Below are 25,384 nucleotides of genomic sequence, written 5' to 3' on the forward strand. Positions count from 1 at the left end.
GCGGCTGCGCGTCCGAGGTGCTCTCGCTCTCTCTGACGTGATGCCCATCCCCATTGCATGGGGCATTCGCATGTGCGTGTCTCTTCGACAAACGTCGTGATCGCCAGGCCTGTGGTCGGCGCAGGCACTGCGGGTGCATCCATGATCACCGGGAACATGGGCGCGCTCGCTGGAACACTCGAGTCTTGACCGCTGGATCGAAGGGGCCGCAGACGGCTCGATGGGTTCATGAATCCATCGAGAGAAGAAGTCTGAGGCTCGGCCGGTCCATCATGGAGAACCCTTCGATGCGCGTCGCTCCCTTGCTTGTCTACGTATCCGCTTCGGTCTCATGCGGCCTGCTGTCGTGCAACGTCGAGCGCGTTGTGGGCGAGGACCTCGACGTCCTGGACTCCTCGTCGAGCAGCTCGTCGTCGTCGAGCAGCAGTTCGGGGACGGGCGGCGGTGGTGCCGGCGGCGGCGGCGGGGGCTCGTCGTCGAGCAGCAGCTCGGGGACGGGCAGCGGCGAGGCCGGCGGCGGCGGCGGGGACTCGTCGTCGCGCAGCAGCTCGGGGACGGGCAGCGGCGAGGCCGGCGGCGGCGGGGACTCGTCGTCGAGCAGCAGCCCGGGGACGGGCGGCGGCGGGGCCGGCGGCGCCGGCGGGGAGGGTGGGGCCGGCGGCGCACCCGACACGTGCACGACATCCGAACCGGCGGTCTGCGGCAATGAAACCGGCAGCCACTGCGGCTTCACCTATCAACTCTGGATGGACCAGGGGACCGGATGCCTGACCAACACCGCGGATGGCTTCAGCGTGGAATGGAGCGACATCAACAGTCTGCTGGGCCGCAAAGGTCTGAGGCCCGGGTCACGGAATCAGATCGTGACCTACGAGGCGGACTTTCAGCCAAACGGCAATGCCTACCTGGGTGTCTATGGATGGACGAAGAGCCCGGCCGTGGAATATTATATCATTGATGGCTGGGGCACCTGGCGTCCCCCTGGCGCACCAGGAACCATGGGCACCGTTGCGAGCGACGGAGGCGTCTATGACATCTACAAAACCCAGCGATCCGACGTGATTGGGATTGATGGCATCAATCCCCCATATCAGTTCTGGAGCGTTCGTAAGCAGAAGCGCACGAGCGGAACCATCTCCGTCGCCAACCACTTTGACGCATGGCAGAGTCTGGGGATGAACATGGGGAGCTTGAGCGAGGTCTCGATGTTCGTGGAAGGATATCAGGGCAGCGGAAGGGCTGATGTGAGCGTGTCGATGAGGTGAGCGCCGGGGCTCGAGCGTCGATCCCGGCCCGCCCCCGGGCCGCTCGCCGGGCTACCGCCCGCTCGGGCCGTCGCCCCGCGCGGCCACGGACAGCCGCAGCGCGCCGATCCCGCGCGCCTCGGCCGTGGCGCCGGCGATATCGATGACGAGCTCGTCGCCGGACACGAGCGGCCCCACGCCCTGGGGCGTCCCGGTCGCGATGACGTCGCCAGGCTCCAGGGTCATCACCCGGCTGATGTACGCGACCAGCTCGGGCACTCCCCAGATCATCTGCGCCGTCATCCCGTCCTGCCGCACCTGGGAGTTCACGACCGCCCGCACGCGGAGCGCCGCGGGATCGAGCGCCGTCTCGATCCACGGCCCGACGGGGCAGAACGTGTCGAACCCCTTGGCTCGCGTGAATTGCACGTCCTTCCGTTGCAGATCCCGCGCGGTGATGTCGCCCAGGCAGGCGTACCCGAGCACGTGATCCAGCGCGTCCTCCGCCCGCACGGCCTGGGCGCGGCGGCCGATGATCACGCCGAGCTCCGCCTCGTGCTCGACCCGCTGGCTCTCCGGAGGGAGCACGATGGACTGGCCAGGACCGATCAGCGCGGAGGGCGGCTTGAGGAAGAGGAGCGGCTCGACCGGGACGTCGTTGCCCAGCTCCTGCGCGTGCGCGGCGTAATTGCGCCCCACACACACGATCTTCGTGGGGGCCACGGGGCAGGCGAGATCGATGTCGGTCCACGCCACGGCCTCTCCCGTGGTCTTGCCGCCGAGCCAGGGCGGAGCGTCCAGGACGAGCGCGGCTGCGCCGTCGAGGCGGGCGAAGAAGGCTGGGCGATCCTGATCGGGAGGCGCGAGGCGAGCGAAGCGCATGGCGCGAGCAAAGCGCGATCTTCGCGTCGCGGCAAGCCTGGGGACCCGCGCAGCGCGACGTACGAGCGCCGGCGTCCGCCAGCGCGGAGCTCGTGCGTCGTGGTCGTCGCGCGACGCCGGCGGCGGGCCGCCGTCACGGAGGAGGCGCCGCGACGCCCCGACGCCGCGCGACGAGGCGAGCCTCGTGGTGCCCTTCCTCGAGCCACCCTTCCTCGTAACGGACCACCTCGAGCGCCTCGCCGAGGAGCCCCGGCAGCTCGCCGTCATCGAGCAGCCAGCGCGCGCTCGGGTGCGCGTGCCGCAGCAGGTTCGACCGCGTCGGGTGCACGACGACGAGGCGGCCGCCCGGGGCGAGCTCCGCCGCGCAGGCCGCGAGCCTGCGCTCGAGGAAGTAGAAGATCAGGAGGAGGTCCCACGGCCCGGCAGGCAGCGGGTCGCGCTCCACGTCGAGCGCCACCGTGCGCAGCGCGAGCCCTTCTCTCGCCGCGGCGGTCCGCGCGATGCCGAGCCCGACCTCGGAGATGTCGGCCAGCGTCACGTCGAGCCCGCGCCGCGCGAGCCACAGGGCGTGACGACCCGCGCCGCCCGCCAGGTCGAGCGCGCGCCCGCGCCGGGGCAGGAGCGGATCGAGCGCCGTGAGCGCGGCGGACGGCTCCCCCGGATCGCCGCCGCCCTCGCGGTAGCGGGCGTCCCACCTCGTGCGATCGTCGTCCGACACGCTGTCCTCCTGTCCTGTTGGCCGCGCCGGGGCGAGCACCGGCGAGCGCCCCTCGCTGGCGCGGAGCGTACCATCCTCCAGCGGGGCGGCTCCGGCGCGGGGCGACGGCGCCGGCCGGCGTCTTCTGGACGCGCGGCATGACCTGGCCTAGCACGCCGGCGGTTTGCCATGCCCGAGTGCCTGACCCTTGCCCCGACCCCGGATCCCCGCCGCTTCCGCGCGCCCGACGGCGCGCTGCTCTCGCCGCCCGAAGGCTGGGTGTGCCTGCCCCCGGGCGACGCCGGGCTCACCCGCAGGGTGAAGCTCGCGGGCCCGTCCTGGATGGTCGTCGAGAAGCGCGGGAGGAAGACGTTCTCCCGGGGTCTCTGGGCGCCGGCCGCCACCATCGAGGCCGCCCGCGCTGCGCTCGAGGCCGAGCGCAGCACGCCCGCGTACGCGAAGAAGCGGGAGGCGGACGCCCGGCGGAGGGAGCGCGACCAGGAGGAGTACGTGCGCGAGTTCGAGGCGGCGGTGGCCGCGTTCCTCCGGTTCTCGCCGCGCTACGCGGCGCTCGCGCGGGCGCTCGCGACCAAGGTGGCGCTGCACGCCACGCCGGTCGGCAGCGGCACCGTCGCCCGCACCGAGCGGATCCCGGTCGCGCAGCGCGCCGAGTCGGCCGTGATCGCCTGGATGCGGCACCAGACCACGGCGTACGACGCGATGGCCATCCCGCGCGTGAAGGGGATGCGCCGCGAGGTGCGGCGCGAGCTCGCGCAGATCTCCCGCGCCATCCTCGATCTCCATCGCGGCGACGCGCCGCACGCGGGCGCGTCGTGCCCGCTCTGCGCGGCGGTCTGACGCGCGGGGCGGCGCGGGGCGAGCCCGTCACGCGCCGAGCAGCCCCTCGCCGGCCAGCCGCGCGCGCAGCCCCGCGGGCCCGTCGAACACGTGCGCGCGCATCCCGACCGCGGCCGCCGCCGCGCAGTTCTCGGCGCGATCGTCGACGAACAGGCACTCGCCCGCGCCGACCTCGATGCGCGTCATGAGCCGATCGAAGAACGCGCGCGCCGGCTTGCGCACGCCCAGGTGATGGCTCGAATAGACCCCCTCGAACAGGACGTCGAGCGCGAACGCCTCGCGCACCTCCTCGACCCACACGGGGTAATTGCTCGCCACGAACCTGAGCGCGCGGCCCTCGAGCGACGCGACGATCTCGCGCACGCCGGGCAAGAAGCGATATCCCGCGCGGCGCACCCGGTTGAACGCGTCGAGGTCGAACGAGAGCCCCTCGGCGCCTTCACGAAAGAACCGGCGAGCGAACTCGGCCTCATCGATCTCGCCGATCTCGAACGCAGGCCAGCACGTGGGGTCGCGGTGCCTCGCAATCTCGAGGGGCGCGGCGGGCGCGGCGGGCGCGGCGGGCGCGGCGGGCGCGGCGGACCGGATCGCCGCGGCGAGCGCCTCCCGGTACGGGTCGTAGAGGACGGTGTCCATCAGATCGAAACACACTGCGCGGACCATCAGGCGCGAACCGTAGCACCGGCGCGCGCCTGTGTGCGCCTGCAGGTCACACAGGCGCACAGGCGTGCGGCCACACCGGTGAGTTGCGCTGAGGGCGCGCGAACCAGCGCGAACCAACGCGAACCAACGCGAACCGACGCGAACCAACGCGATTGCACGAAACTGATACGAACTTTGAGAAGGCGCATCTCGCAATGCGTCGCGCGATGGCTTATACTGGGAATGGGTGGCGAGTTCTCAGGAGCGTGGTCCGGCGATGCGCCGGCTCCTGAGGTCTCGTGTGGTGGTCTGCTTTATCTACCGGCGCGCGGCGCCGGTACTTACTTATAAAGGAGTCAGGCCATGAGATTGCCTGCGATGGGCATTGCCTTGTTCACGGTCGCCGTTGCCAGCGCGGCGTGCGGCGGGGGTGGTGACGAGAATCTCGATCAGAGCGGCGCGGGCGCCGGGAACAGCTCGGGCAATGGGACCGGAGGAGACGACGGCGGCTTCGGTTCAGGGGGGGTGACCTCGGGCAGCGGCGCCGGCTCGGGCAACCCCAGCAGCGGCGCAGGCCCTTCGACCGGGGCCGGCGAGGCGTGCGCCACGCAATCGGCCCAGGCCGGGCTCCAGCCCGTGTACCTGGCTGTCGCGTTCGACGTGTCGGGCAGCATGGGGATGAACGACAGGCCCTCGCACAGCAAGGAGCTCAAGTGGGATCCCGTCGTCGCCGCGACCAAGCAGTTCTTCAAGGATCCGGCGTCCGCGGGGCTCACCGCCTCGCTCACGTTCTTCCCCGGCGAGCGGCGGATGTGCGACGCCAGCACCTACCGCACGCCGGACGTCCAGATGACGCCGCTGCCCTCCGGGGCGTTCGGCGAGGCGATCGACGATGTCACGCCTGCGACCGAAAACGACTGGGGCACGAGCACGCCGACGGCGTTCGTGGTCGACGGGACGGTCACGTTCATCGAGGCGCAGCGCCAGGAGAACCCCGGGAAGTACGCGCTCGTGCTCGTGACCGACGGCTACCCGCAGCGCTGCGGCGGAGACGCGGACAGCGTCGAGGCCGTCGTCGAGCGCGTCGAGGGGGCGCGCCAGGACAACGTCCCGACCTACGTGATCGGGGTGGCGAACCCGCCAGACGACGAGCCGGGGAACGTCGACAACCTGCGCGACATTGCGGTGGCGGGCGGCACGGGGAAGGCGTTCATCATCGAGACCGGCAACCCCGACGCGACCGCGACCGCGTTCAGGGCGGCGATCGACGAGATCCGCGGCGCCGCGGTGTCGTGCACGGTCGCGATTCCGGCCGCTCCCGACGGGCGGACGTTCGACAAGCAGCGGGTGCGCGTGACGTACACGAGCGGAGGGGGCCAGCCGAAGGCCGTCGCGTACGATCAGGCGTGCGCGAGCGCCGACGCCTGGCGCTACGACAATCCGTCGAACCCGACGCAGATCGAGCTCTGCGAGAGCGTGTGCGGCGCGATTCAGTCCGATCCCGAGGCGTCCCTGGGCGTCGACTTCACCTGCGAGGACGTGCTCGACATCCCGCAGTGATCGGCGGCGGGGGCGCTCCCTCATCCGGGCGCGCCCGCCGCTGGCGGGCGCGTGGCGCGCCGGCCCGCGTCGCGGGCGCTTCCCTCAGGGCGCGCAGGCGGCCTGTGGGCTGAAGAGCGCCGGGGCGAGGCCCCGGTAGTCGTCGTGGGGCACGCCGCCGCGGAGATCGCCGCCGAGCTCGTAATAGTAGCACCGCGAGGCGGGGATCCCGGCGGCCGTGTACGTCGCCACGTCGCTCGGCATGTTGCCGAAGCCGAAGGAGGGCACGATGCCCGTGCGCGCCTTGAGCCATCCGAGCTCGATCGTCTTGTACTCGGCCGCCGCGCCGCCGAACGCGCCGGTGACGCCGATGGTGGTGTGGAGGATGCCCGGCGGGAAGCCCTGCTCTCGCAGCCAGACCCTCGTGCTGCCCACGAGCCACTCGGGGCGCGCGGTCACATAGAAAAGGTAGATCCCGCTGTCGGCGAGGGCGCGCATCGCCTCCGCCGCGCCGGGGTGGGCGGCCGGCGGGCCGCCGCCGACGAGCTCGCCCACGACCGCCACCTCGCTCGACGTGAGCGTCCCGTCGACGTCGGTCACGGCCACCTGCGCGCCGGACGGGAGGACCTCGATGAACAGATCCGCGCTCGTGGCGTCGCCGGCCACGGCGAGGTGGACGCGGTGCCGGCCGACCTCGAGGCGCCGCCCCGCGGCGAGGTCGATGTAGACGCGCCCGCCGGTGTCCGGGATCCCCTCCGTGGTCGGGTGCGGGTGGTCGTCGTCGCTCGTCCGGAAGGTGCCGAGCCGCTCCCAGGCGCCGCTGCAGCCGCGGAGCAGGTAGGCCTCGACGTCCTCGTCCTCGAGATCGTCGTCCTGCGGCCCGTAAGCGAGCTTCGCGATGGCCCACTGGGGCCCGTCGGCGCGGGCGAAGAGGTCGCGCCCGCGGTGGCGCGGCCACCCGGCCGCGACGAGGCGCGAGCGCGTGTGCCTGAACCCGCGCGGCAGGGCGGCCGGCGGCGGCGCGTCGCAGGCCGGACGGGCCGGGCAGGCGCCCGCCCGGGGCCGCGGCGGCGCGGGAGCGTCCGCCTGACGCGGGGCACCGGCGCAGGCGACGAACGAGACGGCGGCGAGGACCAGCGGGGCGAGCGGGGCGGGGCGCACCACGATCACGTATACCGCGGCGGCGCGCCGCGACGCGACCAGGTCGCGCACCGCGGCCCGGGGCGGGAACGCCCCGGAACGCCCATCTCAGGTTCAGGTCCAGAAGCCCGTCGGCTGCCCCAGGAGCGCGGCGCCGACCTGGCCGAACCAGCCCTCTGCGGCGGCGGCGTGCTGCGAGAAGGTGTGAATGTCCCGGAACCGCCGTTGCACGGGCGAGGCGTTCCGGGCGACGCCGCCTCCGCCCGCCTGATAGCAGGCGTCCACGGCCCGGGCCGTCACCTCCGTCACCCAGGCCAGGGCGCCCGAGATCCGCGGCGCCATCGCGAGGGCGGCGCCAGGGTTGTTCACGCACGCGTCCCAGAGCTCGTCCCCCGTGTCGCGCAGCAGGGCGCGCGCCGCGCGGACGCTCGTCTCGGCGCGGCCGAGGTTCACCTGGAACAGCGGGGAGTCCGCCAGCTGGGCGCGCGCATACAGCCGCTTCTTGCCCGAGCTCGCGAGCGTCACGACGTCGTCGAGCGCCCCCTGGGCGATCCCCACGGCCACGGCCCCCATGTGGAGCACGAAGTGCAGGACCGGCGCGACGAAGCCCGGCCCGGCCACCGACGGCTGGCCCCGGAAGATATCGAAGGCGTTCGCCTCGGGGCAGAAGGCCCCTTCCAGCGCGATGTCGTGGCTCCCCGTGCCGCGCAGGCCGAGCACGGACCAGGTGTCGATGATGCGCGCCTCGCTCGCCGGGAACAGCATGCCCCGCATCTCTGGCGCCTCGCGCGCCTCGCCCGCCTCGCCCGCCTGGCCCATCCGCGGGCGGCCGCCGTCCATGATCACGCAGTTCCCGAACAGCCAGCTGGCGTGCTCGCAGCCGCTCGCGAAGCTCCAGCGCCCGGTGACCCGGTAGCCGCCGTCCGTCGCGTGGGCTTCCCCCTGCGCGTTGAAGCCGCCGCCGATGATCACGTCCGGCCCGCCGGCGTAGATGGCGTCGAAGCGCTCGCGCGTCAGGAGCGCGAAGAGGTGCGGGCTCTCCGAGCCGATCATCACGGTCCAGCCGGTGGCCCCGTCCGCCCTGGCGAGCGCCTCGAGGACGTCCATCCCCGTGCGCAGATCGACCTCGTGGCCGCCGTGGCTCCTCGGCAGGAACATCCGGAAGCAACCCGCCGCCTTGAGCTGGCCGAGGAGATCCGCCGGGAGGCGCCGCGCCTCCTCGATCTCCGCGCTCCGTGAGGCGATCGCGGGGGTCAGGTCACGGACGGCATGCAGCACCTTCGCGGCGTCTTCGTTCTTCATCGCTCGCTCCTTGAGGTTTGGGGGGGTCGCGGAGCCCGTGAAGGCCCGGCAAAACGGCTCATCGTACGGCGGTTCTGGGGCTCCGCGCGGACTTTCGGCCCCCTCCGCCGGGAGGAACGTCATCGCGGGTCGGTCACGCGGCCCATGAACAGCACGGCGCCAGTCGCCACGTCGCGGATCAGGAACACGAACGGGTGATCCGCGCGGAACACCTGGGGCTGCGCCGGGGCCGACCGTGTCGCCACGACGACGCCCGTGGCCGCGGCGGCTTCGGTCCCTTCCTCGTTGACCTCCACGAACGCCTTGTGGCGCACCTGGGAGATGAACAGCGGCTCTGCCCTCGTGATCCCGGTGAAGTCGGCCTTCTTCTCGTCGAACGCGAGCGGCATGCCCAGCGCGCTCAGCGTCGACGACAGCTCGAGCTCGGCGGTCATCTTGAAGCGCGGGAGCGCCACGTCGACCCGCGCCGGATGGAGCGCCTCCACGTACGCCTTGAGCTCCCCCGCGGCCAGGCGCTGCTCCACCTTCGCCAGCCCGTCCACCTGCGCGGGCAGGACGACGACCATGGCCAGCCGGCGCTCGGGGCTCTGCGCCTCGTACGCGAGCTCCAGCACCGACGCGTCAGCGGCCTTTCCAAAGCCCGCCAGGAGCGTCTTGCGCATCATCGGCACGGCCGGCGCCGTCCCGGGCTTGACCGTGAACGGCTCGCTCTTGGTGGCCTGCTTGTCGAACGGCGTCGCCCACTTCCCCTTGAAGTAGACGGCGTTCGTGAGCACGAGCCGCGTGAGACCGGTGATGCTGCCGGCGGGCATCAGGTCCTTGATCTTCCCGCTCGTCTGTTGTTCGACCCATTGATTGATGCGCCCCCGCGCCGGCTCGCTCCCGCCCTTGAAGTCGACGAGCTCGATCCCGGCCCCGTAGTGCTGCTGGGTGGTGCTCTGGAACGCGGGCTCGATCGGCAGCCCGGCCTGGCCCCACAGCCGGTTGGCGATCCGGAGCTCGGGCCCCTTGGGCCCGGTCGCCAGCGCCAGCTCCTTGAGGAGCCCGGCGAACGCGGGGTGGAGCGCCTCGGGCGGGAGGGTGAACTCGAGCGTCTTCGCCATCTGGGCCGCGGTCTCGCCGCGGGCGCCGGCGTAGGTCATGGCCAGCGCGGTCGAGATGCTCGCCGGCGAGAAGAAGAGCTTGTCTTTCGTGGCGGCGAGCTTGCCGTAGAGGCGCTGCGCGAACGCGGCGTTCGCGTCGGCGAGCGCCGTGGGCGGCGGCGGGTCGGCCTGCTGAGCGTCCGGCGTGGCGGGCTCGCTCGGCCCAGGGGTCGCCGTCCCGGCGGCCGGCTCCGGGCCCTGACAGACACGCACCCACCGGCACGCCCCGTCCTGGGCGCGCACGCACTGCGGGGCGCCGGTGGAGCCATCGTCGCAGAGGTTCCCCGCGAGGGGGCCGCAGTCGGCGGGCAGGCACACGGACGCGCTCGGGGCCGGCGCGGCCGGCGGGGCGCCGTCCCGGGCCTGACACCCGAGCCCCAGCAACGTGCACAGCGCGGTCGTGAAGAACGAGATCGGTCTGGCCATGGCGCTGCGGTACCAGCGCCCGAGGCCGGCGGGAAGCTCGACCGGAACGAGGAAGGCGGCGAGGGCGTGCGCCCCCACCGCGCCGGCGGTCGTCGCCGCGCGCCGCGCGTCGTCAGAAGTTGTGGACGAACGTGAACCGGCCAGCGAGCTTGTTCCCGCCGATCTGGCTCTCCTCCTGCGTCTCGTAGCCGAGGTACAGGAGCAGCTTGTTTCCCGTGCCGTAGTTCAGCCCGATCACGCCGCCGACCTGCAGGCTGGCGAGGCCGCTCGCGTCGACGTCCGCACCGGCGGTCAATGGATCGTCCTCGAGCGTGACCTCGTTGAGGTCGAGCGTGGCCTCGAAGTGCGGGCCGATGCCGAAGTCGTCGATGGGGTAGTAGAGCAGGAAGTCCCGCGTGTAGACGTAGTTCTGGACGCCCTCGTTGAACATGCTGGAGAACGACCCCAGGATCCACGACTCGAAGTAAACGGGCTTCGAGTCGACGAAGGTGAACAGCTGCGGGGCGACCAGCGACGCCGGCTCCATCGTCATGAAGTTGAACGAGAAGCCCACCATCGGGTTGATGGTGACAGGACCCATCGTGAAGGCGGGGCCGATGTCGAACTCCGCGGTTCCCCCCGTGGTGAGGTAGATGTCGCTCGAGAGGCTGATGGGGCCGACCTGGTGCGCGGCGCCGGCCCAGAGCTGGAGACCGACGTTGTCTGCGTCGAAGCGGAACCAGCTCGGGATCTGGCTCTCCTGCGGCGCCGGCGCGGCGGGCTCCGCCGCGGCCGTGGCCCCGGCCGCGGCCGCTGCGCCCGGATCAGCCGGGGGCGGCGCGGGATCCTGAGCCCAGGCGGCCGGCGACGCGAGCAACCCCACGACGCAAGCGAGCGCCGAGCAACATCTCCCCATATCGTTCTCCATCATCGAATTGCCTCCTCTGCACAGCATGAGGTGAAAGCAACATGAAACGTGAGAGCAACATGAAACGTGAGAGCAACATGAAACGTAACGGCAGTCGGCTGACACTAGCGTAATGGAGAGCAATTAGGCAAAGCCGATGTGCACGGAAGGCCCCCGAGCGGCGCGCGGCGGCGTGGCCCGCCCTCGGCGCGCTTGGCGGTTGAAAAGACGCCACCTGGTTTGAGAGGAGGATCACAAGGGGATGTGCTGGATGCCCGCGGCCGCCCCGAGCGACGCCAGCGCGGCGGCCCCGACGAGGAGCAGCGTCATCTTCAGCAGCGTCCCCTCGATCTGGTCCGTGACGAGGCCGTCGACGCCCTGGGCGAGCTCGTCCCGCACCTTCAGCAGGTCGATGCCGCCTCCCTGGTTGGCCTCGTTGCGGAAGCGCGCCAGCGTCAGCGTCTCGATGGTCCCGAGCAGCTTCGCCTCGATCCTGCGCCGCAGGAACCCCCGCACGCCGCCCCCTGCCGGCGTCGCCTGCAGCCTGTGGATCACGGCGAGGCGCAGGCGCTTCACCGCCTCGTTGAGCGGGACGCGCTCCACCGCCTGCGCCACCCGCCCGCCGCGGGCGCCCGCCTCGGCCTGCTCGGAGACGCCGAGCAGCCGCTCGAACACGGCGGTCACGAGCGTCCCGCCGAGGCGCTTCGCCCGCACGATCTGCAGGATGCCCGTGCCGAGCGCCCGCTTCCACGACAGCGTGAAGCCGATCACGGCGGAGAGCGCGAGCGCCGCGACGGCCGCCAGCCCCCCGCGCAGCGCCGAGCCGTCGGCCGCGATGGCGTACGACGAGGCCGCGAGGACGAGGGCCAGGAGCGACATGGCCGCGGCGGTCAGGAAGAAAGAGCGGAGCGCAGGTCCCAGCGCCCCGGCGACACCTTGCATGAACGGTCGAAGATCCATGACCGCTCAGCTGACCACGCCCGCCGCGCGGCGAAAATGCCGAACTTGGCGGGCGCGCGTCGATCCGCGTCGAGCGCGGGAGCGGGCCCGGAGGGCGCTCCTCCCGGCTCACCGGCTCACCGGCTCAGATGACGCCGAACTTCTTGCCGACCTTCTCGAACGCCTCGAGCGCGTGATCGAGGTGCTTGCGCTCGTGGGTCGCCATGTAGCTCGTGCGCAGGACCTGCTGCTTGGGCGGGACGCCCGGCGTGATGAACGGGTTCACGTAGAGCGAGTAGTCGTCGAGGAGCGACTTCCACATCATCACGGTCTTGAGATCGTCGCGGATGTAGATGGGGATGACGGCCGTCTCGGTCTTGCCGAGCTCGAAGCCGAGCCGCTGCAGCTCCGTGCGCATGTACGTGAAGTTCTCGCGGAGCTTCTCCTGGCGCCAGGGCTCCTCCTGCATGACCTCGAGCGAGGCCATGGCGGCGGCCACGCAGGGCGGCGCGGCGCTCGCCGCGAAGAGGAAGCTGTAGGCAAAATGCTGAATATAATCGAGCACCTTCCGCTCACCGACGAGCCAGCCGCCGATCGAGGCGAGCGACTTCGAGAAGGTGCCGCCGATGAGGTCGACCTCCTTCTCGAGGCCGAAGTGCGCGGCGGTGCCGCGGCCCCCCGGGCCGATGACGCCGAGCGCGTGCGCGTCGTCGACGAGGAGCCGCGCCTTGTGCTTCTTCACCACCTCGACGATCCCGGGCAGACTCGCGATCTCGCCCTGGGCGCTGAAGACGCCGTCGGTGATCACGAGGGCGCCCTCGGTGTCGGCGATCTCGGAGAGCGCGCTGTCGAGGGCGGCGGGATCGCTGTGCTTGTAGCGCACCATCCGGGCGCCGGCCGCCTGCGCGAGCCGCACGCCGTCGTAGATGGATGCGTGATCGTCCTTGTCGATCATCGCGACGCTCCGCTTGTTGCTGAGGAGCGCCGAGATGGTCGCGATGTTCACCTGATAGCCCGTCGTGAACACGAGCCCCGCCTCCTTGCCGTGGAAGGCGGCGAGCTTCTGCTCGAGCTCGTTGTGGAGGCGCATCGACCCGTTCACGAGCCGCGAGCCGGTCATGCTGGTGCCGTATTTGTCGATGGCGTTCCGCGCGGCTTCCCGCACCTTCGGGTGGGTCGTCAGCCCGAGGTAGTTGTTCGAGCCGAGCATGACCACGGTCCGGCCCTCGAGCTGCGCCTCGGGGCCGTTGTTGAAGTCGAGCGGGCGGAAGAAGGGGTAGACGCCCATGGCGCGGGCGTTGTCCGCGGTCATGAACTTGTACGCCTTCTCGAACACGTCGCGCCCGCCGATCCGCGACAGCGACGTCCGCGCCGCCATCTGGGTCGCGAGCTTCTGCTCGGCCGCCGCGGCCACGTAGGTGCCCGCGCCGTTCGCGCCCACGCCGTTCACGTGCGGGCGGCTCGCCAGCCCGCCGCGCTCGCGCGGCGCGTCGCTGCTCGCCGTCTCCTCCACGACCGACAGCCCCGCGCCGCCCGCGCCGCCCGCGGCGGGCTGCCGGGCCGCCGCGCGGGACGGCGTCGCCACGTGGACGCCGGCCTCGTCGTCGAGCGCGGGATCGATGTTCGGGAGCGCGTGCCCGTTGAGCAGGATGTCCCAGGCCTCCGCGGCCCGCTCCCGGGCGGCGCGCAGGCGGTTCTTCGCGTCCATGACCCCCGTGGCGAGCCGCATCACGCGATCGTTGCTGACGACACGGACGACCACGCCCGACGAGGTGAGCTTCTTTGCTTGGTCGACCAGACGATCCTTCATCCTCATGCCCTGGCTCCTCACGCGATCGAAATAAGGGGGCGCGGTTCTGTCCGCGAAAGCCGCTCCGGCGTGCAGGATCGAGGCCTCTCGGGCCCCAGCTGGTTCCCTGCGCGTGTCGCCGCTAAAGAGCAGCCTGCGCGGGCCGCGTCAACTGCCACCTCCGCGTCGTCCTGGCGTGCCGCGAGCGCCGCGGAGCGCCGTCGCCGCGCACGCGCGTTCCGCGTCGCGCAGGGGCGTTCGCGTGGTGCGCGGCGACGTTCGCAGAGCTCGCCCGCCGGGGGCCCGCGCGCGCTGCGCCCGACTCCCAAACACTGCGGATGACAGGCTGCGGCAGGGGCAAAGACGCAACTCGTTGCGGAGTGCTGCGCGCCGGTGTAGGAAAAGTTTTCAGGGTGTATGCGCCGTGTCCTAGTCGTTGACGACGAAGAAAACCTGCGCCTCGTGGTGCGCACCTTCCTCAAGCGGGATGGCTACGAGGTCGAGGCGGTCTCGAGCGGCGAGGAAGCGCTCGCGATGGTCGAGACGTTCGGGCCCGACGTCATCCTGACCGACGTCCGGATGCCCAGGATGGGCGGGCTCGATCTGCTGGCGACGCTGAAGGCCAAGGGCAACGAGGCCACGGTCATCGTGATGAGCGCCTACGGCAACGTCGACCTGGCGATCGAGGCGATGAAGGCGGGCGCCTACGATTACCTCCAGAAGCCGTTCAAGGCCGAGGAGGTGCTGCTGACGCTCCGCAAGGCCGAGGAGCGGGAGGCGCTCCGCCGGGAGAACCGCGTCCTGCGCCAGGAGATCCGGCGGGAGAACCTCTTCGAGGAGATCCTCGCGAAGAGCCCGCCGATGCAGGTGATCTTCAAGACGATCGCGAAGGTCGCCGACTACAAGACCACGGCGCTCATCACGGGCGAGAGCGGCGTCGGCAAGGAGCTCGTGGCCCGGGCGATCCACCGGCGGTCGAGCCGCCGCGGCGGTCCGTTCGTCGCGGTCAACTGCGGCGCCATCCCGGAGAACCTGCTGGAGAGCGAGCTCTTCGGGTACAAGCGGGGCGCGTTCACCGACGCGGTGAACGACAGGGCGGGGCTGTTCGAGCAGGCGAACCACGGCACGCTGCTGCTCGACGAGATCGGCGAGCTGCCGCTCGCGCTGCAGGTGAAGCTGCTCCGGGTGCTCCAGGAGGAGACGCTCCGCCGGCTGGGGGACAGCAAGGACATCAAGATCGACGTCCGCATCCTCGCGGCGACCCACCGCGACCTGATGGCCGAGACGCAGGCCGGCCGGTTCCGCGAGGACCTCTTCTACCGGATCAACGTGCTCCCGATCGCGATCCCTCCGCTCCGCGAGCGCCGGGAGGACATCCCGATCCTCATGGATCACTTCCTCGCGAGGAACAACGCGCGGTTCGGCATCAACATCCGCGGCTTCGAGCCCGAGGCGCGGCGGCTGCTCCTGGAGTACCGCTGGCCGGGCAACGTGCGGGAGCTGGAGAACACCGTCGAGCGCGCCATGGTGCTCTGCGAGGGCGAGCGCATCGGCGAGGCCGACCTGCCCGAGCGGATCCGCGAGGCGCGCGATCCGATCCAGATGCAGCTGACGAGCGGCGAGCTGTCGATCAAGAAGACGTCCCGCGTCATCGAGGAGATCCTCATCCGGCGCGCGCTCCAGAAGACGAAGGGCAACCGGACCAAGGCGGCCGAGGTGCTGGAGATCAGCCACCGGGCGCTGCTCTACAAGATCAAGGACTACCGGATCGATCTGTGATCGCGGCGGGCCGCCTGGAACAAAGCGCGGACGACGTGGGCGATGTTTCCGATCCGGCCGAGTTGAAGCTCGGTATCTCTCCCGATGTCCGGGCTCCTGCCGATCAGCGGGTGACGGCATCCTCGGGCGGGCGACTCAACACTCCCTTGCGCCCGTCGCCGCAGGCGGCTACGCCGTCGCGCTCCCCCCATGAAGAAGAACTACGTTCTCGACGCGAACATCGTGCTCCACGATCCCCACGCGATCTTCAAGTTCGAAGACAACGACGTCATCATCCCGATCTACGCGATCGAGGAGATCGATCAGTTCAAGCGGGAGGGCTCCGAGCGCGGGCGCAACGCGAGGACGATCGCCCGGCTGCTCGACGAGGTCCGCGGCGCCGGGACGCTCGCGACCGGGGTGCTGCTCGAGAGCGGCGGCACGCTGCGGATCGCGATCCCGGAGCGGCGGCCGGAGCTGCTCGTGGGGCTGGAGTCCGGATCGCAGGACAGCGCCATCCTGCAGACGGCGATCGACATCCGCGATCGGCACAAGGATCGGCCGACCATCTTCGTGACGATGGACACGAACCTCCGGATCCGCGCCGACGCGCTCGGGATCCCGGCGGAGACGTACGAGAACCAGCGGGTGCACGACCCGGCCATCGAGCAGTCGGTGGTGGAGCTCGAGGTGCCCGGCGCCGAGGTCGACGCGTTCTTCCAGAGCGGCATTCTCGCCGGCGCCAACCTCGCGGATTTGTTGCCGAATTCTGCGGTGCTGCTCCGCGACGCGGGGGCGCCGAGCCACACGGCGCTCGGCCGGTTCGACGCGGCGCGCGGGCAGATCGTCGCGCTCCGCGTCGGGCGGGAGGGGGTGATGGGGGTCCGGCCGCGCAACAAGGAGCAGGCGTTTGCGCTGGACCTCCTGCTCGACGATTCGGTCCGGCTGATCACGCTGATCGGCAAGGCCGGGACGGGCAAGACGCTCCTTGCGCTCGCGGCGGCGCTCAAGCGGACGACCGAGGACAACGCCTACAGCCGGCTGCTCGTGAGCCGGCCGATCATGCCGCTCGGGCGCGATCTGGGCTTCCTTCCGGGCGACGTGGACGAGAAGCTGAACCCGTGGATGCAGCCGATCTTCGACAACCTCGAGTTCCTGTTCTCGAACGGCGGCTCGAAGCCGGGGCGCGACGCGCGCGGCTTCGTGGAGCTCCTGGAGAGCGGGCAGATCCAGGTCGAGCCGCTGACCTACATCCGGGGGCGCAGCCTGCCGCACCAGTACCTCATCGTGGACGAGGCCCAGAACCTCACCCCGCACGAGGTGAAGACGATCATCACGCGGTGCGGCGAGGGGACGAAGATCGTGCTGACCGGCGACCCTCAGCAGATCGACAACCCGTACGTGGACCACGCGTCGAACGGCCTGCTCGTGGTGGCGGAGCGGTTCAAGCGCGAGCGCATCGCGGGTCACGTGGTGCTCGCCAAGGGCGAGCGCAGCGAGCTCGCGGAGCTCGCGGCGAACCTGCTCTGAGGCGGGCGGCGCCGGGCGGGCGGCGCGCTCGCGGGGCGGGGGCGTACGGGACGGGGGCGTGCGGGGCGGGGGCGTGCGGGACGGGGGCGTACTTGGAAGGAGCGGCGGGCCGTGAAGCGGCGTCCTCGAGCTAGATCGGCCGAGCGGCCGGCACCTCCGGCGTGGGTGCCGGACGCGGATCGGCTCCTCGGCGCCGCGGCGCGGCGGATCCGCGTCGTCGGGTCGAGCACGCCGGTGAACCTCGTCGAGGAGCTCGCGCGGCTCGCCTCCTCCTGGGCTCGGAGCGGCGGGGAGCTCCCGCGGTTCGCCTACGCGCCCGCGCAGGACCACGGCGATCTCCGGAAGGCGATGGAGGCGGCGGCCGAGCGGCTCGCGGGGCAAGGGGAGCTCGGCGCGGTCTACGCCGGCCGCGCGAGCGAGCTCGCCGCGGAGGCCGCGATCTGCGAGGCCGCGGGCGGGGCCGGGTGCTGGGCCGCCGCGCGCCGCCGCTACGCCGCGCGCGACGCGTTCGACGAGCAGGCGGACGCGCTCGCCGCGGCCTGGGTCGAGCAGGAGGCGGGCGCCGCGTCGAGCGACAGGGAGCGGGTGCGGAGCGATGACGCGCGCTCGCCCCGGTCGCTCGTGTCGCGGATGCGCCGCGAGATCGGGGCGTGGCGCCTGCCCCTCCGGGTCGTGATCGCCGACATCGCGCCGCTCGCCGCGACGGGCGACGGGGTGATCCAGGTCGCGCGGGGGCGCATGCTCACGCGCGACGACGTCGAGCGCACGGTGCTCCACGAGATCGAGGGGCACGCGGCGCCCAGCGTGCGCGCCGCGGCGCTCCCGCTCGGGATCTTCGCCATCGGGACCGCGAACGGGGGCGACGATCAGGAGGGCTGGGCGCTCGCGCTCGAGCGCGCCGCGGGGTACCTGGTCGGCGCCCGCCGGATCGAGCTCGGGCTGCGCCACCTCGCCGCGCGGAGCGTCGAGCGCGGCGCGGGCTTCGTCGAGACCGCGCGGCTGCTCGAGGCGCGCGGCGCGCGCTCCACGGGGGACGCCCTGCGCATCGCGGCGCGTGTCCACCGGGGCGGCGGCCTCGCGCGGGAGGTCGTCTACCTGCCGGCGCTGCTGCGGGTCGAGGCGCTGCTCGTGGAGCAGCCAGCGCTGGGGCCGGTGCTCGCCTCGGGCCGGGTCTCGGTGGGCGCAGCAGCGTCGCTTTCGTCCTGGGCCAGGGAGAGGTGATGGATCGTGGCTCCCCAGCTCGACCGGGGTTGCCCGGCTCGATCGGGAGGACGGGAAGCCGGGAAGAAAAGTCCGATCCTCGCTGAACTTCGTGCCTTCCTGTGAGACCGATCCCATGAAATGAAGGCATCGCCGGTCGGGTGAGTCGGGTGAGTCGGGTGAGGAGCGGGCGAGAAAGGGGGCTGCGTGAAGGGAAGGATCACTCCAGCCATGCGAGCGCGGCATGGAACGCGCTTGACGTGGTGGCCGGGGGGCGGGCTGCCTCGCCCGTGCGGTCGCCTCCGGGTCGACCGCGCGGCGTGCGGCGGCGGTCCTGGGAGCGGACGGGCCGGTGGGCGGAGGCGGGCATGAACTCGAAGAAGGCCATGGAGAGGGAACCCAGGCGGCCGCCGAGGGGTGGCGAGGCCCCGACGGTGGTCCTCAAGGGTGACCTCCATGTCCTGGAGCTCGGCGCGGGCCTGATGCTCGACGTGTTCATCAACGTCGAGGGCCGCCTGACGACCTTCGTCAGCCTGGATGGCCAGCTCATCGCGGAGCTCCGCGTCGCGGGTCTCGCCTGAGGTCCCGGGCCGATCAGGGGCCCGAGAACTCCCGGACGACGCGGAGGATGCCCTCCCCGTAGCTCGAGATCTTCGCCTGCCCCATGCCGCGCGCGAGCGCGAGATCGTCGAGCGACGCGGGCCGGATCCGCGCGATTTCCCGGAGCGTCCGGTCGTGCGCGATGACGTAGGCGGGCAGCGACTTCTCCTTGGCGAGCGCGGCCCTGTGGGCGCGGAGCGCCTCGAACAGCGGCACGTCGCGCTCCTCGAGCTCGACGCCGGGCTCCTCTTGCGCGCGCGAGGCGGGGAGGGGGGCGCCCGGCGCGGGGCGCGCCGCGTCGTCGCGGATCGCTGCGGACGAGAACGCCTGCGGGGCCGGCTGCGCGCGCGCCCGCGCGGAGGGCGCGGCCGCCGGCGGGCGCGGTGCGGGCGACGGGCCCGGCGCCCCGCGGCGCGGCCGCCGGCGCGCGGCGGGGGCCGGGAGCCGCACCCGCGCGGGCACGTCTCCGCGCATCACGCGCCAGCCCGCCGGCGTGATGAGGGGGACGGGGAAGTCGCCGGTCGTGAGATCGATCCACGCGTTGGCGAGCAGCGCGCGAAGGATCGACATCGCCTCGTCGTGGCTCTTGCCCTCGAGGACGCCGAACGTCGAGAGCCGGTCGAGCCCCATGCGGCGGACGCGCTCGTTCGACTCGCCGACGAGCATCGACGCGACCGCCTGCATCCCGGCGCCGCCCTTCACCCGCGCGACGCCGGCGAGCGCGCGGCGCACGAGGTCGTTGTCGCGGGCGAGCGCGGCCGGGTCGCTCGCCTCGAGGGCGTCGACCTCCAGGCAGACGTCGCAATGGCCGCAGCCGCCGAGCGACTCGGCCTCGTCGCCGAAGTAGCGGAGGATGAAGTCGTGCCGGCACGTCGCGGCGTCGACGTAGCGGAGCAGCTCGCGGAACAGCCCCCAGGCGCGCGCGGCGTCGTCGGCGCTCGCCTCGACGCCCCCCTCGCCGAGCTGGCAGAGCCGGCGGCGCAGCGCGATGTCCGCGGGCGCGAACAGGAGGAGGCCGCGGGCCGGGGCGCCGTCCCGCCCGGCGCGGCCGACCTCCTGGTAGTACGCCTCGATCGACGACGGCGGCTGGGCGTGCACGACGAGGCGGACGTCGGGGCGGTCGATCCCCATGCCGAAGGCGTTCGTGGCCACGACCACGGAGAGGCTGCGATCGGCGAAGCCCGCCGAGAGGCGGGCGCGGGACTCGGGGGCGAGCCCGGCGTGGTACGCTTCCGCGTTCCAGCCGGCGTCGCGGAGCGCCTCGGCGAGGCGCTCCGCTCCCTTGCGGGTGGCCGCGTAGACGATGCCCGCCCCGCGGGGCCGCCCGGGATCGCCGAGGGCCTCCAGCAGCGCGCGCGCCGTGCGGCGCCCCGCCTCGCGCGGGCCGTCGACCGCGGAGACCTGCAGGTGGAGGTTGGGCCGGGCGAAGCCGCGCAGGATCACCGTGGGCGGCGGCTCCTCGGGGCCCCGCCCGCGCCCGCTCGCCGCATCGCCGACGCCGTCGCCCGCGCCGTCGGGCGCGGGCAGCGGCCAGCCGAGCCGGCGGATGATCTCGTCGCGCGCGCCGGGGGTCGCCGTCGCGGTGCAAGCGAGGACCCGGGGCGGCCGGAGCCGCGCGAGCGCGGCGCCGATGCGCAGGTAGTCGGGCCGGAAGTCGTGCCCCCACTGGACGATGCAGTGCGCCTCGTCGACGGCGACGAGCGAGAGGCGGCTCGCGGCGAGCGCCTCGAGGAACCCGTCGAGGGCGAGGCGCTCGGGCGCGGCGTAGACGAGCTTGTACTCGCCGCGGCGGAGGGCGGCGAGGCGGCGGCCGTTCTCCTCGCGCGCGAGGCTGGACGCGATGAACGTCGCCGGGATGCCGCGCGCCTCGAGGGCGCGGACCTGGTCTTCCATCAGGGAGATGAGCGGGCTCAGGACGAGCGCCGTGCCGGGCAGGGCGACGGCCGGGAGCTGGTAGCAGAGCGACTTGCCGCCGCCGGTCGGGGCGACCACGAGGACGCGGCCCGCGCCCCCGAGCAGGGCCTCGATCGCCTCGCGCTGCCACGGCCGGAACGCGGCGATGCCGAACCGCTCCGCGAGCACGGCGTCGAGCGACGGCGGCGGGCTCTCCGGCGGGCGCAGCGGGGAGGGGGCGAGGCGCTCGGTCACGATCGGCGAGGGGCGTTCAGCGAGGACCATGGCGGCGTCGTCGAGCGAGCGCCGTGCCTGCCGCGAGCCCTAGCATTTTCGCGCGCTTGCGTCGCCCGGTGGGTGGCGGCGCCATGGCGGTGATCAGGCCTGGACGACGCCGATGCCCTTGGCGAGCCCTTCCATGTCGTCGAAGTGATAGACGTGGCGACCGCTGCGCCCGTCGAGCGCGGCGGCGACCATCGCGCCGGCGACGGTCCTCGCGTCGATGGGCCGGTACCTGCGCAGGCCGCCCTTCATCGTGAACCGGAGCGTCTGCGCCGCCGCGACGCCGATGGCCTCGCCCTTCCTGACCTCGCCCCGCTCGCCGAGGAGCAGGCTCGGCCTGAGCACGTGGACCGCCGCGAAGCTCGCCGCCGAGAGCTCCTGCTCGAGCTCGCCCTTCACGCGCAGGTAGAAGCTGGTCGAGCGCGGGTCTGCGCCCACGGAGGAGACCAGGACGAACTGCTTCACCCCGGCCTTCTCGGCGAGCCTGGCGACGGTGATGGGGTAGCGATAATCGATCTCGTAGAAGGCCTCTTCGGAGCCGGCCTTGGCGATCGTCGTCCCGAGCGCACAGAACACGTCGCTCACGCCGGCGAAGTCCGCGCCTTCGAGCCGGTCGAAGTCGACGATGCGCTGGGAGAGCCGCGCATCGTCGATCGGGGCCGGGCGGCGGAGCAGGGCGACGACCTTCGTGTACGCTGGCTGTTGCAGGAGGAGGCGCAGGCAGTGGCCGCCGACGAGGCCCGTTCCTCCCACGATGAGAGCTGTCTTGTCGACCGTCATGTCTTCCATGTCCGTGCGGAATCACCCGCGGAGAGCGCCGCCGCGGGGATCCACAGCCGTACCACGCAGCGTAACGCAAGCGGCGCGCGAACCATAGCGGCCGGCCGTGCAGGGAGCGAGCGGACCGACGGCGCGGCCCCCCCACGCTTCCTTTCCTGGTGTGTCCGGGCGCTACATGCTCTGTCCTCGGACAGTCAGGCGCCGGTCACGCGCCGCGCTCGCCCGGAGCAGCATAGACGGACGACCGCAGCGCTCCATCGAGCTGCTGGCTCTGGAGATGGCCGTACCCTGAAGGGGGATGATCGCACATCTCTGTGATCTTGCGGGCGCCTCTCCACGCGAGCGTGCGAGATGTGCCTTGAGCGGGGCGCCGTCGACTGCGCCGCGGCGGCGCGGGGCCCGCGCGGCGCCTCACATGAGGGGCGCGCTGGCGACCTTCTGCGAGCGCTTCGCGCGCTGGGCGTGGAAGGCCTTGATCGCCATCGGGATGACCTGCTCCCGGTGCTTGGGTACCAGGTTGTTCGGCAGCTGCTCGACTGGCCACCAGGTGCCCGTCGCCGGGACCTCGGCGAGCTTCGCCTGATGGACCCGGGAGAGCATCCAGCCGCGCGCGGCGGCCGAGAAGTAGTCGCCGACGAACGTGAAGTCGGAGATCGTCATCCCGACCCGGTGGAGGACGTGCTCGGGCTGCTCGCCCGGCGAGAGGACGCTGCCAGGGCAGCACCACTCTCCAGGGCCCGCCGCCGACGCTTCGCGCCGCGTCAGGAGCACTTCGAGGGCGCCGGAGTCCGCGTTCCTCCGGAGGCATACGGCGTCCGCGGCGAGGTGGATGGGGAGCCGGGAAAGAGCGTTGATGAGCGAGCTGCCGAGCGGCTCCCGTGGATCGACGTACCCGAGGAGCCAGCCGGCCATCGACTTGATGCGGCTCATCTCGGCACCCTCCGCGAGGGCGTGCGGCGGGGCCGCTGGAGCACCGCCCGCCGGGCGTTCAGGCGAGCGCGTTGGCGCTGTTCGGGGCTGGACGACGCGCCAGGGTCGTTCTTCGCGCTGCCGCCGGGGCGGCGCGGCCGGGTCGATGGGATCGAGGTTCGAGTTGGATCTTTCATAGAGGTTGCTGCGTTGGTGTCGTTGTGCGTTGTTGCGTCATGTTGGGCAGGTTCAGATCTTCATGTCGTTTCTCCTGGGATGCCGGGCTGCGCCGACGACGTTGATGAGCCTACAATGCGCTCTGTTTCTTTGTCGTTTCAGTCGTGCAGCTCGGACGTGAATCGTTGTCCTGCGTCGTTGCTCGCGTGTCTCGCCGAGCTCCAGGCGCCGGTGTTCGGGTGTCGTGGGTGAGAGTCGCTGGTGCTCCGGGCAGCGCGAGCGCGCATGCGTTCCCCGGGGCATCCGGTGACATCGGGGTGTCAGCCGGGCAGTCGTCGCGTCGTCCGCGCGGGCCCGCCGGCTTCATCCTCCCCGGCGCCCTCGGTCACCTCCGCATCGACGTCGATGACCTGCCATGACGCCGGTTGCCCGCGGGACGCGCCGGCGCGCCCCTCGGCGCGCGGACCGAACGGTCCGCCGCCCAGGTCGATGACCCTCATGCTGAAGAACGCGCCGTTGCCGGGGCCGCCAACGCCGATGCCGGCGGCGCTCGCCGCGGCCACCCGCCGTTCGAACCGCTCCCGCACCACCGCCGCGATGCGGCGGCGCACCGGCGGGAGCAGGAGCAGGAGCCCTGCCACGTCGGTCAGCACCCCCGGCGTGACGAGCAGCGCCGCCCCGAGGAGCACGAGGAGCCCTCCCGTGAGCCCCTCGTCCGGGACGCGCCCCGCGGCCATCGCGCCGCGCCAGGAGGCGAGCACCTTGAGCCCCGCGCGCTTCGCGAGCGCTGCGCCGAGGACCGCCGTCCCGAGCGCGATCGCCACGGTAGGCCAGAAGCCGATGACGTCGCCGATCGACAGGAGGAGCCAGAGCTCCAGGATCGGGAGCGCCGTGAAGAGCAGGATGAGCTTACCCATGACCCCCGTCGTCTAGCGCCGCCCGCCGCGCCGCGCACGCGTGAGGCCGCCCGCCGCCGGCGTCGCCACGGAGCGCCGTCGTCCCGCGCCGCGCCGTCATCGGCCGCCGCCGAGTCCCGCGAGGCCGGCTGTTCCATGCTCCGCCATGGATCCTGCGCCGGAGTACCGGCCGCGGTGAGAGTGCGCTAAGAGCGTTTGCCCCGGAGAAATTCATGACGACTGTCCCCGTGGAGCAGGAAAAGGTGGAGGCGTGCCGCGCGTTCGCCGCCGACATCGCCGACGAGGTGCAGCGCTTCATCGACCGCCACACCACGGTCGGCGTCGAGCGCACCGTCGCCCGCGCCTACGGCGTGGTCGGCGCCGACGCCGAGGGGACGCCGCTCGTGAACGCGCTGGTCGATCGCATCCACCGGGCGGGGCAAGCCGGCCGCGGCGTCGCGTACCACCTCGGCCGGGCGCTCTGCGAGGGCGCCGGCTCGGTGCAGGAGGCCGCGGAGATGCTGGCGTTCAGCGAGGCGGCCGACCTCGGCGCGGGGCCCTCCGCGGCCGAGGCGCGCGGCGCGCTCGAGGCCGCGACGCGGGAGGCGATCGCCAGGATCGACCGGGCCCGCGACGAGCGCGAGGCCAACAAGGCGGCGCACCGGGTCGGCGTCGCGCCGCTCAAGTACGTCATCGTCGCGACGGGCAACATCTACGACGACGCCGTGCAGGCCAAGGCCGCCGGGTTCGCTGGCGCCGACATCGTCGCCGTGATCCGCGCGACCGCCCAGTCGCTCCTCGACTACGTCCCGGAGGGGCCGACCACCGAGGGATACGGCGGCACGTACGCGACCCAGGAGAACTTCAGGATCATCCGCCGGGCCGCCGACGAGGCGACCCGCGACACCGGCACCTACCTCGCGCAGACGAACTACTCGTCCGGCCTCTGCATGAGCGAGATCGCCTGGATGGCGGCGGTGGAGCGGCTCGACATGCTGCTCAACGACGCGATGTACGGGATCCTGTTCCGCGACATCAACATGCAGCGGACGTTCATCGATCAGTATTTCTCCCGCAGGGTCATCGCGAGGAGCGGCATCGTCATCAACACGGGAGAGGACAACTACCTCACGACCGCCGACGCGGTCGAGAAGGCCCATACGGTGCTCGCGTCGCAGTTCATCAACGAGGCGTTCGCGCGGCGCGCCGGCCTCCGCGAGGAGCAGATGGGCCTCGGCCACGCCTTCGAGATCGACCCCTGGCTCGAGGACAGCCTCCTCTTCGAGCTCGCCCAGGCCCAGCTCGTCCGGCAGATCTTCGACCGGCACCCGATCAAGTGGATGCCGCCCACCAAGTTCAAGACAGGCGACATCTTCCACAGCCACGTCCACGACGCGATGTTCAACCTGGTCGGGATCACGACCGGCCAGTCGATCGAGCTGCTCGGGATGTTCAGCGAGGCGGTCCACACACCGCTCCTCATGGACCGATATCTCTCGCTGAAGAGCGCCCGCTACATCTTCACGGCGGCGCGGCACCTCGGCGACGAGATCCAGTGGAAGCCGGGCGGCATCGTCGAGCGGCGCGCCCGCGAGGTCCTCGACAAGGCGCACGGGCTGTTGCGGGAGGTCGAGCAGGAGACCGTCTGGGACGCCATCGGGCGCGGCGCGTTCGGCGACGTCAAGCGCACGCGCACCGGAGGGAAGGGGTACTCGGGGGTCGTCGAACGGCACCCGGAGTACCTCAATCCGATCCTCGAGGTCCTGGAGCGGTCGTAGGGCGCCGGCGGCGTGGGCTCCGCAGGCCGGGCCCCCCCGACGATCGGGGGAGAGGCGCGGCTGTGCGCTTCCCTTGCCCCGACGACCCTGACCAG

Annotated in this window: 21 protein-coding genes and 1 pseudogene; 8 read left to right on the top strand and 14 right to left on the bottom strand. The window is 72.1% G+C overall.

The genetic code is table 11. From position 1 onward, the window contains the following. Positions 1 to 310: 310 nt before the first annotated feature. Positions 311 to 679, bottom strand: a complete 369-nt coding sequence (locus WMF27_RS14565; protein WP_437770010.1) for a hypothetical protein — start codon at positions 677 to 679, stop codon at positions 311 to 313. Between the two features lie 55 nt (positions 680 to 734). Between WMF27_RS14565 and WMF27_RS14570 the strand changes: the two are divergent. Continuing rightward, positions 735 to 1,265 (top strand): annotated as a pseudogene (locus tag WMF27_RS14570) (glycoside hydrolase family 11 protein); the annotation flags it as partial. Positions 1,266 to 1,316: 51 nt separating this feature from the next. Here WMF27_RS14570 and WMF27_RS14575 read toward each other — a convergent pair. After that, complete coding sequence (locus WMF27_RS14575) at positions 1,317 to 2,126, bottom strand: fumarylacetoacetate hydrolase family protein (protein ID WP_437768275.1); 810 nt, start codon at positions 2,124 to 2,126, stop codon at positions 1,317 to 1,319. Positions 2,127 to 2,259: 133 nt separating this feature from the next. After that, positions 2,260 to 2,844 carry a class I SAM-dependent methyltransferase gene (locus WMF27_RS14580; RefSeq protein ID WP_437768274.1) on the bottom strand — a complete coding sequence of 195 codons (585 nt, stop codon included), beginning with the start codon at positions 2,842 to 2,844 and terminating at the stop codon, positions 2,260 to 2,262. Between the two features lie 168 nt (positions 2,845 to 3,012). Between WMF27_RS14580 and WMF27_RS14585 the strand changes: the two genes are divergently transcribed. Further along, the gene (locus WMF27_RS14585; protein WP_437768273.1) at positions 3,013 to 3,681 is read left to right on the top strand and encodes a DUF2293 domain-containing protein; all 669 of its coding nucleotides are present in this window, start codon (positions 3,013 to 3,015) and stop codon (positions 3,679 to 3,681) included. A 27-nt stretch (positions 3,682 to 3,708) separates the two neighbouring features. Here WMF27_RS14585 and WMF27_RS14590 read toward each other — a convergent pair whose 3' ends face one another. Continuing rightward, positions 3,709 to 4,344: an HAD family hydrolase gene (locus tag WMF27_RS14590; protein WP_437768272.1), complete on the bottom strand. Its 636-nt coding sequence runs from the start codon at positions 4,342 to 4,344 to the stop codon at positions 3,709 to 3,711. 342 nt (positions 4,345 to 4,686) lie between these two features. Between WMF27_RS14590 and WMF27_RS14595 the strand changes: the two genes are divergently transcribed. After that, positions 4,687 to 5,883, top strand: a complete 1,197-nt coding sequence (locus WMF27_RS14595) for a vWA domain-containing protein (RefSeq protein ID WP_437768271.1) — start codon at positions 4,687 to 4,689, stop codon at positions 5,881 to 5,883. Positions 5,884 to 5,967: 84 nt separating this feature from the next. Here WMF27_RS14595 and WMF27_RS14600 read toward each other — a convergent pair whose 3' ends face one another. The 6 genes from WMF27_RS14600 to WMF27_RS14625 form a co-directional block, all read right to left on the bottom strand. Next, positions 5,968 to 7,074, bottom strand: a complete 1,107-nt coding sequence (locus tag WMF27_RS14600; RefSeq protein WP_437768270.1) for an LNS2 domain-containing protein — start codon at positions 7,072 to 7,074, stop codon at positions 5,968 to 5,970. A 42-nt stretch (positions 7,075 to 7,116) separates the two neighbouring features. After that, a complete protein-coding gene (locus WMF27_RS14605; protein WP_437944197.1) occupies positions 7,117 to 8,304 on the bottom strand; it encodes an acyl-CoA dehydrogenase family protein in 1,188 nt (395 codons plus the stop codon). Between the two features lie 119 nt (positions 8,305 to 8,423). Next, entirely contained in the window at positions 8,424 to 9,872 is a 1,449-nt protein-coding gene (locus WMF27_RS14610) for a serpin family protein (RefSeq protein ID WP_437944198.1), read from the bottom strand. Positions 9,873 to 9,984: 112 nt separating this feature from the next. Continuing rightward, positions 9,985 to 10,782: a hypothetical protein gene (locus WMF27_RS14615; protein ID WP_437944199.1), complete on the bottom strand. Its 798-nt coding sequence runs from the start codon at positions 10,780 to 10,782 to the stop codon at positions 9,985 to 9,987. Positions 10,783 to 11,010: 228 nt separating this feature from the next. Further along, positions 11,011 to 11,718 carry a hypothetical protein gene (locus WMF27_RS14620; RefSeq protein ID WP_437944200.1) on the bottom strand — a complete coding sequence of 236 codons (708 nt, stop codon included), beginning with the start codon at positions 11,716 to 11,718 and terminating at the stop codon, positions 11,011 to 11,013. Between the two features lie 124 nt (positions 11,719 to 11,842). Then, on the bottom strand, positions 11,843 to 13,513 hold the full coding sequence (locus WMF27_RS14625) for an aminotransferase class I/II-fold pyridoxal phosphate-dependent enzyme (protein WP_437944201.1): 1,671 nt from the start codon (positions 13,511 to 13,513) through the stop codon (positions 11,843 to 11,845). A gap of 390 nt (positions 13,514 to 13,903) precedes the next feature. Here WMF27_RS14625 and WMF27_RS14630 point away from each other — a divergent pair, with 390 nt between their 5' ends. The 4 genes from WMF27_RS14630 to WMF27_RS14645 all read left to right on the top strand — a co-directional run bounded on the left by WMF27_RS14630 (position 13,904) and on the right by WMF27_RS14645 (position 18,555). Continuing rightward, positions 13,904 to 15,265, top strand: coding sequence for a sigma-54-dependent transcriptional regulator (locus WMF27_RS14630; RefSeq protein ID WP_437944202.1), 1,362 nt, complete (start codon positions 13,904 to 13,906; stop codon positions 15,263 to 15,265). Between the two features lie 189 nt (positions 15,266 to 15,454). Further along, positions 15,455 to 16,774: a PhoH family protein gene (locus tag WMF27_RS14635; RefSeq protein ID WP_437944203.1), complete on the top strand. Its 1,320-nt coding sequence runs from the start codon at positions 15,455 to 15,457 to the stop codon at positions 16,772 to 16,774. A 111-nt stretch (positions 16,775 to 16,885) separates the two neighbouring features. Continuing rightward, positions 16,886 to 17,995, top strand: a complete 1,110-nt coding sequence (locus WMF27_RS14640; RefSeq protein ID WP_437944204.1) for a tyrosine/phenylalanine carboxypeptidase domain-containing protein — start codon at positions 16,886 to 16,888, stop codon at positions 17,993 to 17,995. 347 nt (positions 17,996 to 18,342) lie between these two features. Continuing rightward, positions 18,343 to 18,555, top strand: coding sequence for a hypothetical protein (locus WMF27_RS14645; RefSeq protein ID WP_012235515.1), 213 nt, complete (start codon positions 18,343 to 18,345; stop codon positions 18,553 to 18,555). A gap of 13 nt (positions 18,556 to 18,568) precedes the next feature. Here the strand turns inward: WMF27_RS14645 and WMF27_RS14650 are convergent, their stop codons facing one another. The 4 genes from WMF27_RS14650 to WMF27_RS14665 all read right to left on the bottom strand — a co-directional run bounded on the left by WMF27_RS14650 (position 18,569) and on the right by WMF27_RS14665 (position 23,532). Next, the gene (locus WMF27_RS14650; RefSeq protein WP_437944205.1) at positions 18,569 to 20,752 is read right to left on the bottom strand and encodes a RecQ family ATP-dependent DNA helicase; all 2,184 of its coding nucleotides are present in this window, start codon (positions 20,750 to 20,752) and stop codon (positions 18,569 to 18,571) included. Positions 20,753 to 20,845: 93 nt separating this feature from the next. After that, positions 20,846 to 21,538 carry an oxidoreductase gene (locus WMF27_RS14655; protein WP_437768260.1) on the bottom strand — a complete coding sequence of 231 codons (693 nt, stop codon included), beginning with the start codon at positions 21,536 to 21,538 and terminating at the stop codon, positions 20,846 to 20,848. A gap of 402 nt (positions 21,539 to 21,940) precedes the next feature. Next, positions 21,941 to 22,459, bottom strand: coding sequence for an NUDIX hydrolase (locus WMF27_RS14660; RefSeq protein ID WP_437768259.1), 519 nt, complete (start codon positions 22,457 to 22,459; stop codon positions 21,941 to 21,943). Positions 22,460 to 22,935: 476 nt separating this feature from the next. Beyond that, a complete protein-coding gene (locus WMF27_RS14665; RefSeq protein WP_437768258.1) occupies positions 22,936 to 23,532 on the bottom strand; it encodes an FxsA family protein in 597 nt (198 codons plus the stop codon). Between the two features lie 212 nt (positions 23,533 to 23,744). Here WMF27_RS14665 and WMF27_RS14670 point away from each other — a divergent pair, with 212 nt between their 5' ends. Beyond that, positions 23,745 to 25,289, top strand: coding sequence for a lysine 5,6-aminomutase subunit alpha (locus WMF27_RS14670; RefSeq protein ID WP_437768257.1), 1,545 nt, complete (start codon positions 23,745 to 23,747; stop codon positions 25,287 to 25,289). Positions 25,290 to 25,384 lie beyond the last annotated feature (95 nt).

Origin of the sequence: Sorangium sp. So ce281 (assembly GCF_051527395.1) — a bacterium.
Taxonomy (GTDB): domain Bacteria; phylum Myxococcota_A; class Polyangia; order Polyangiales; family Polyangiaceae; genus Sorangium; species Sorangium cellulosum_B.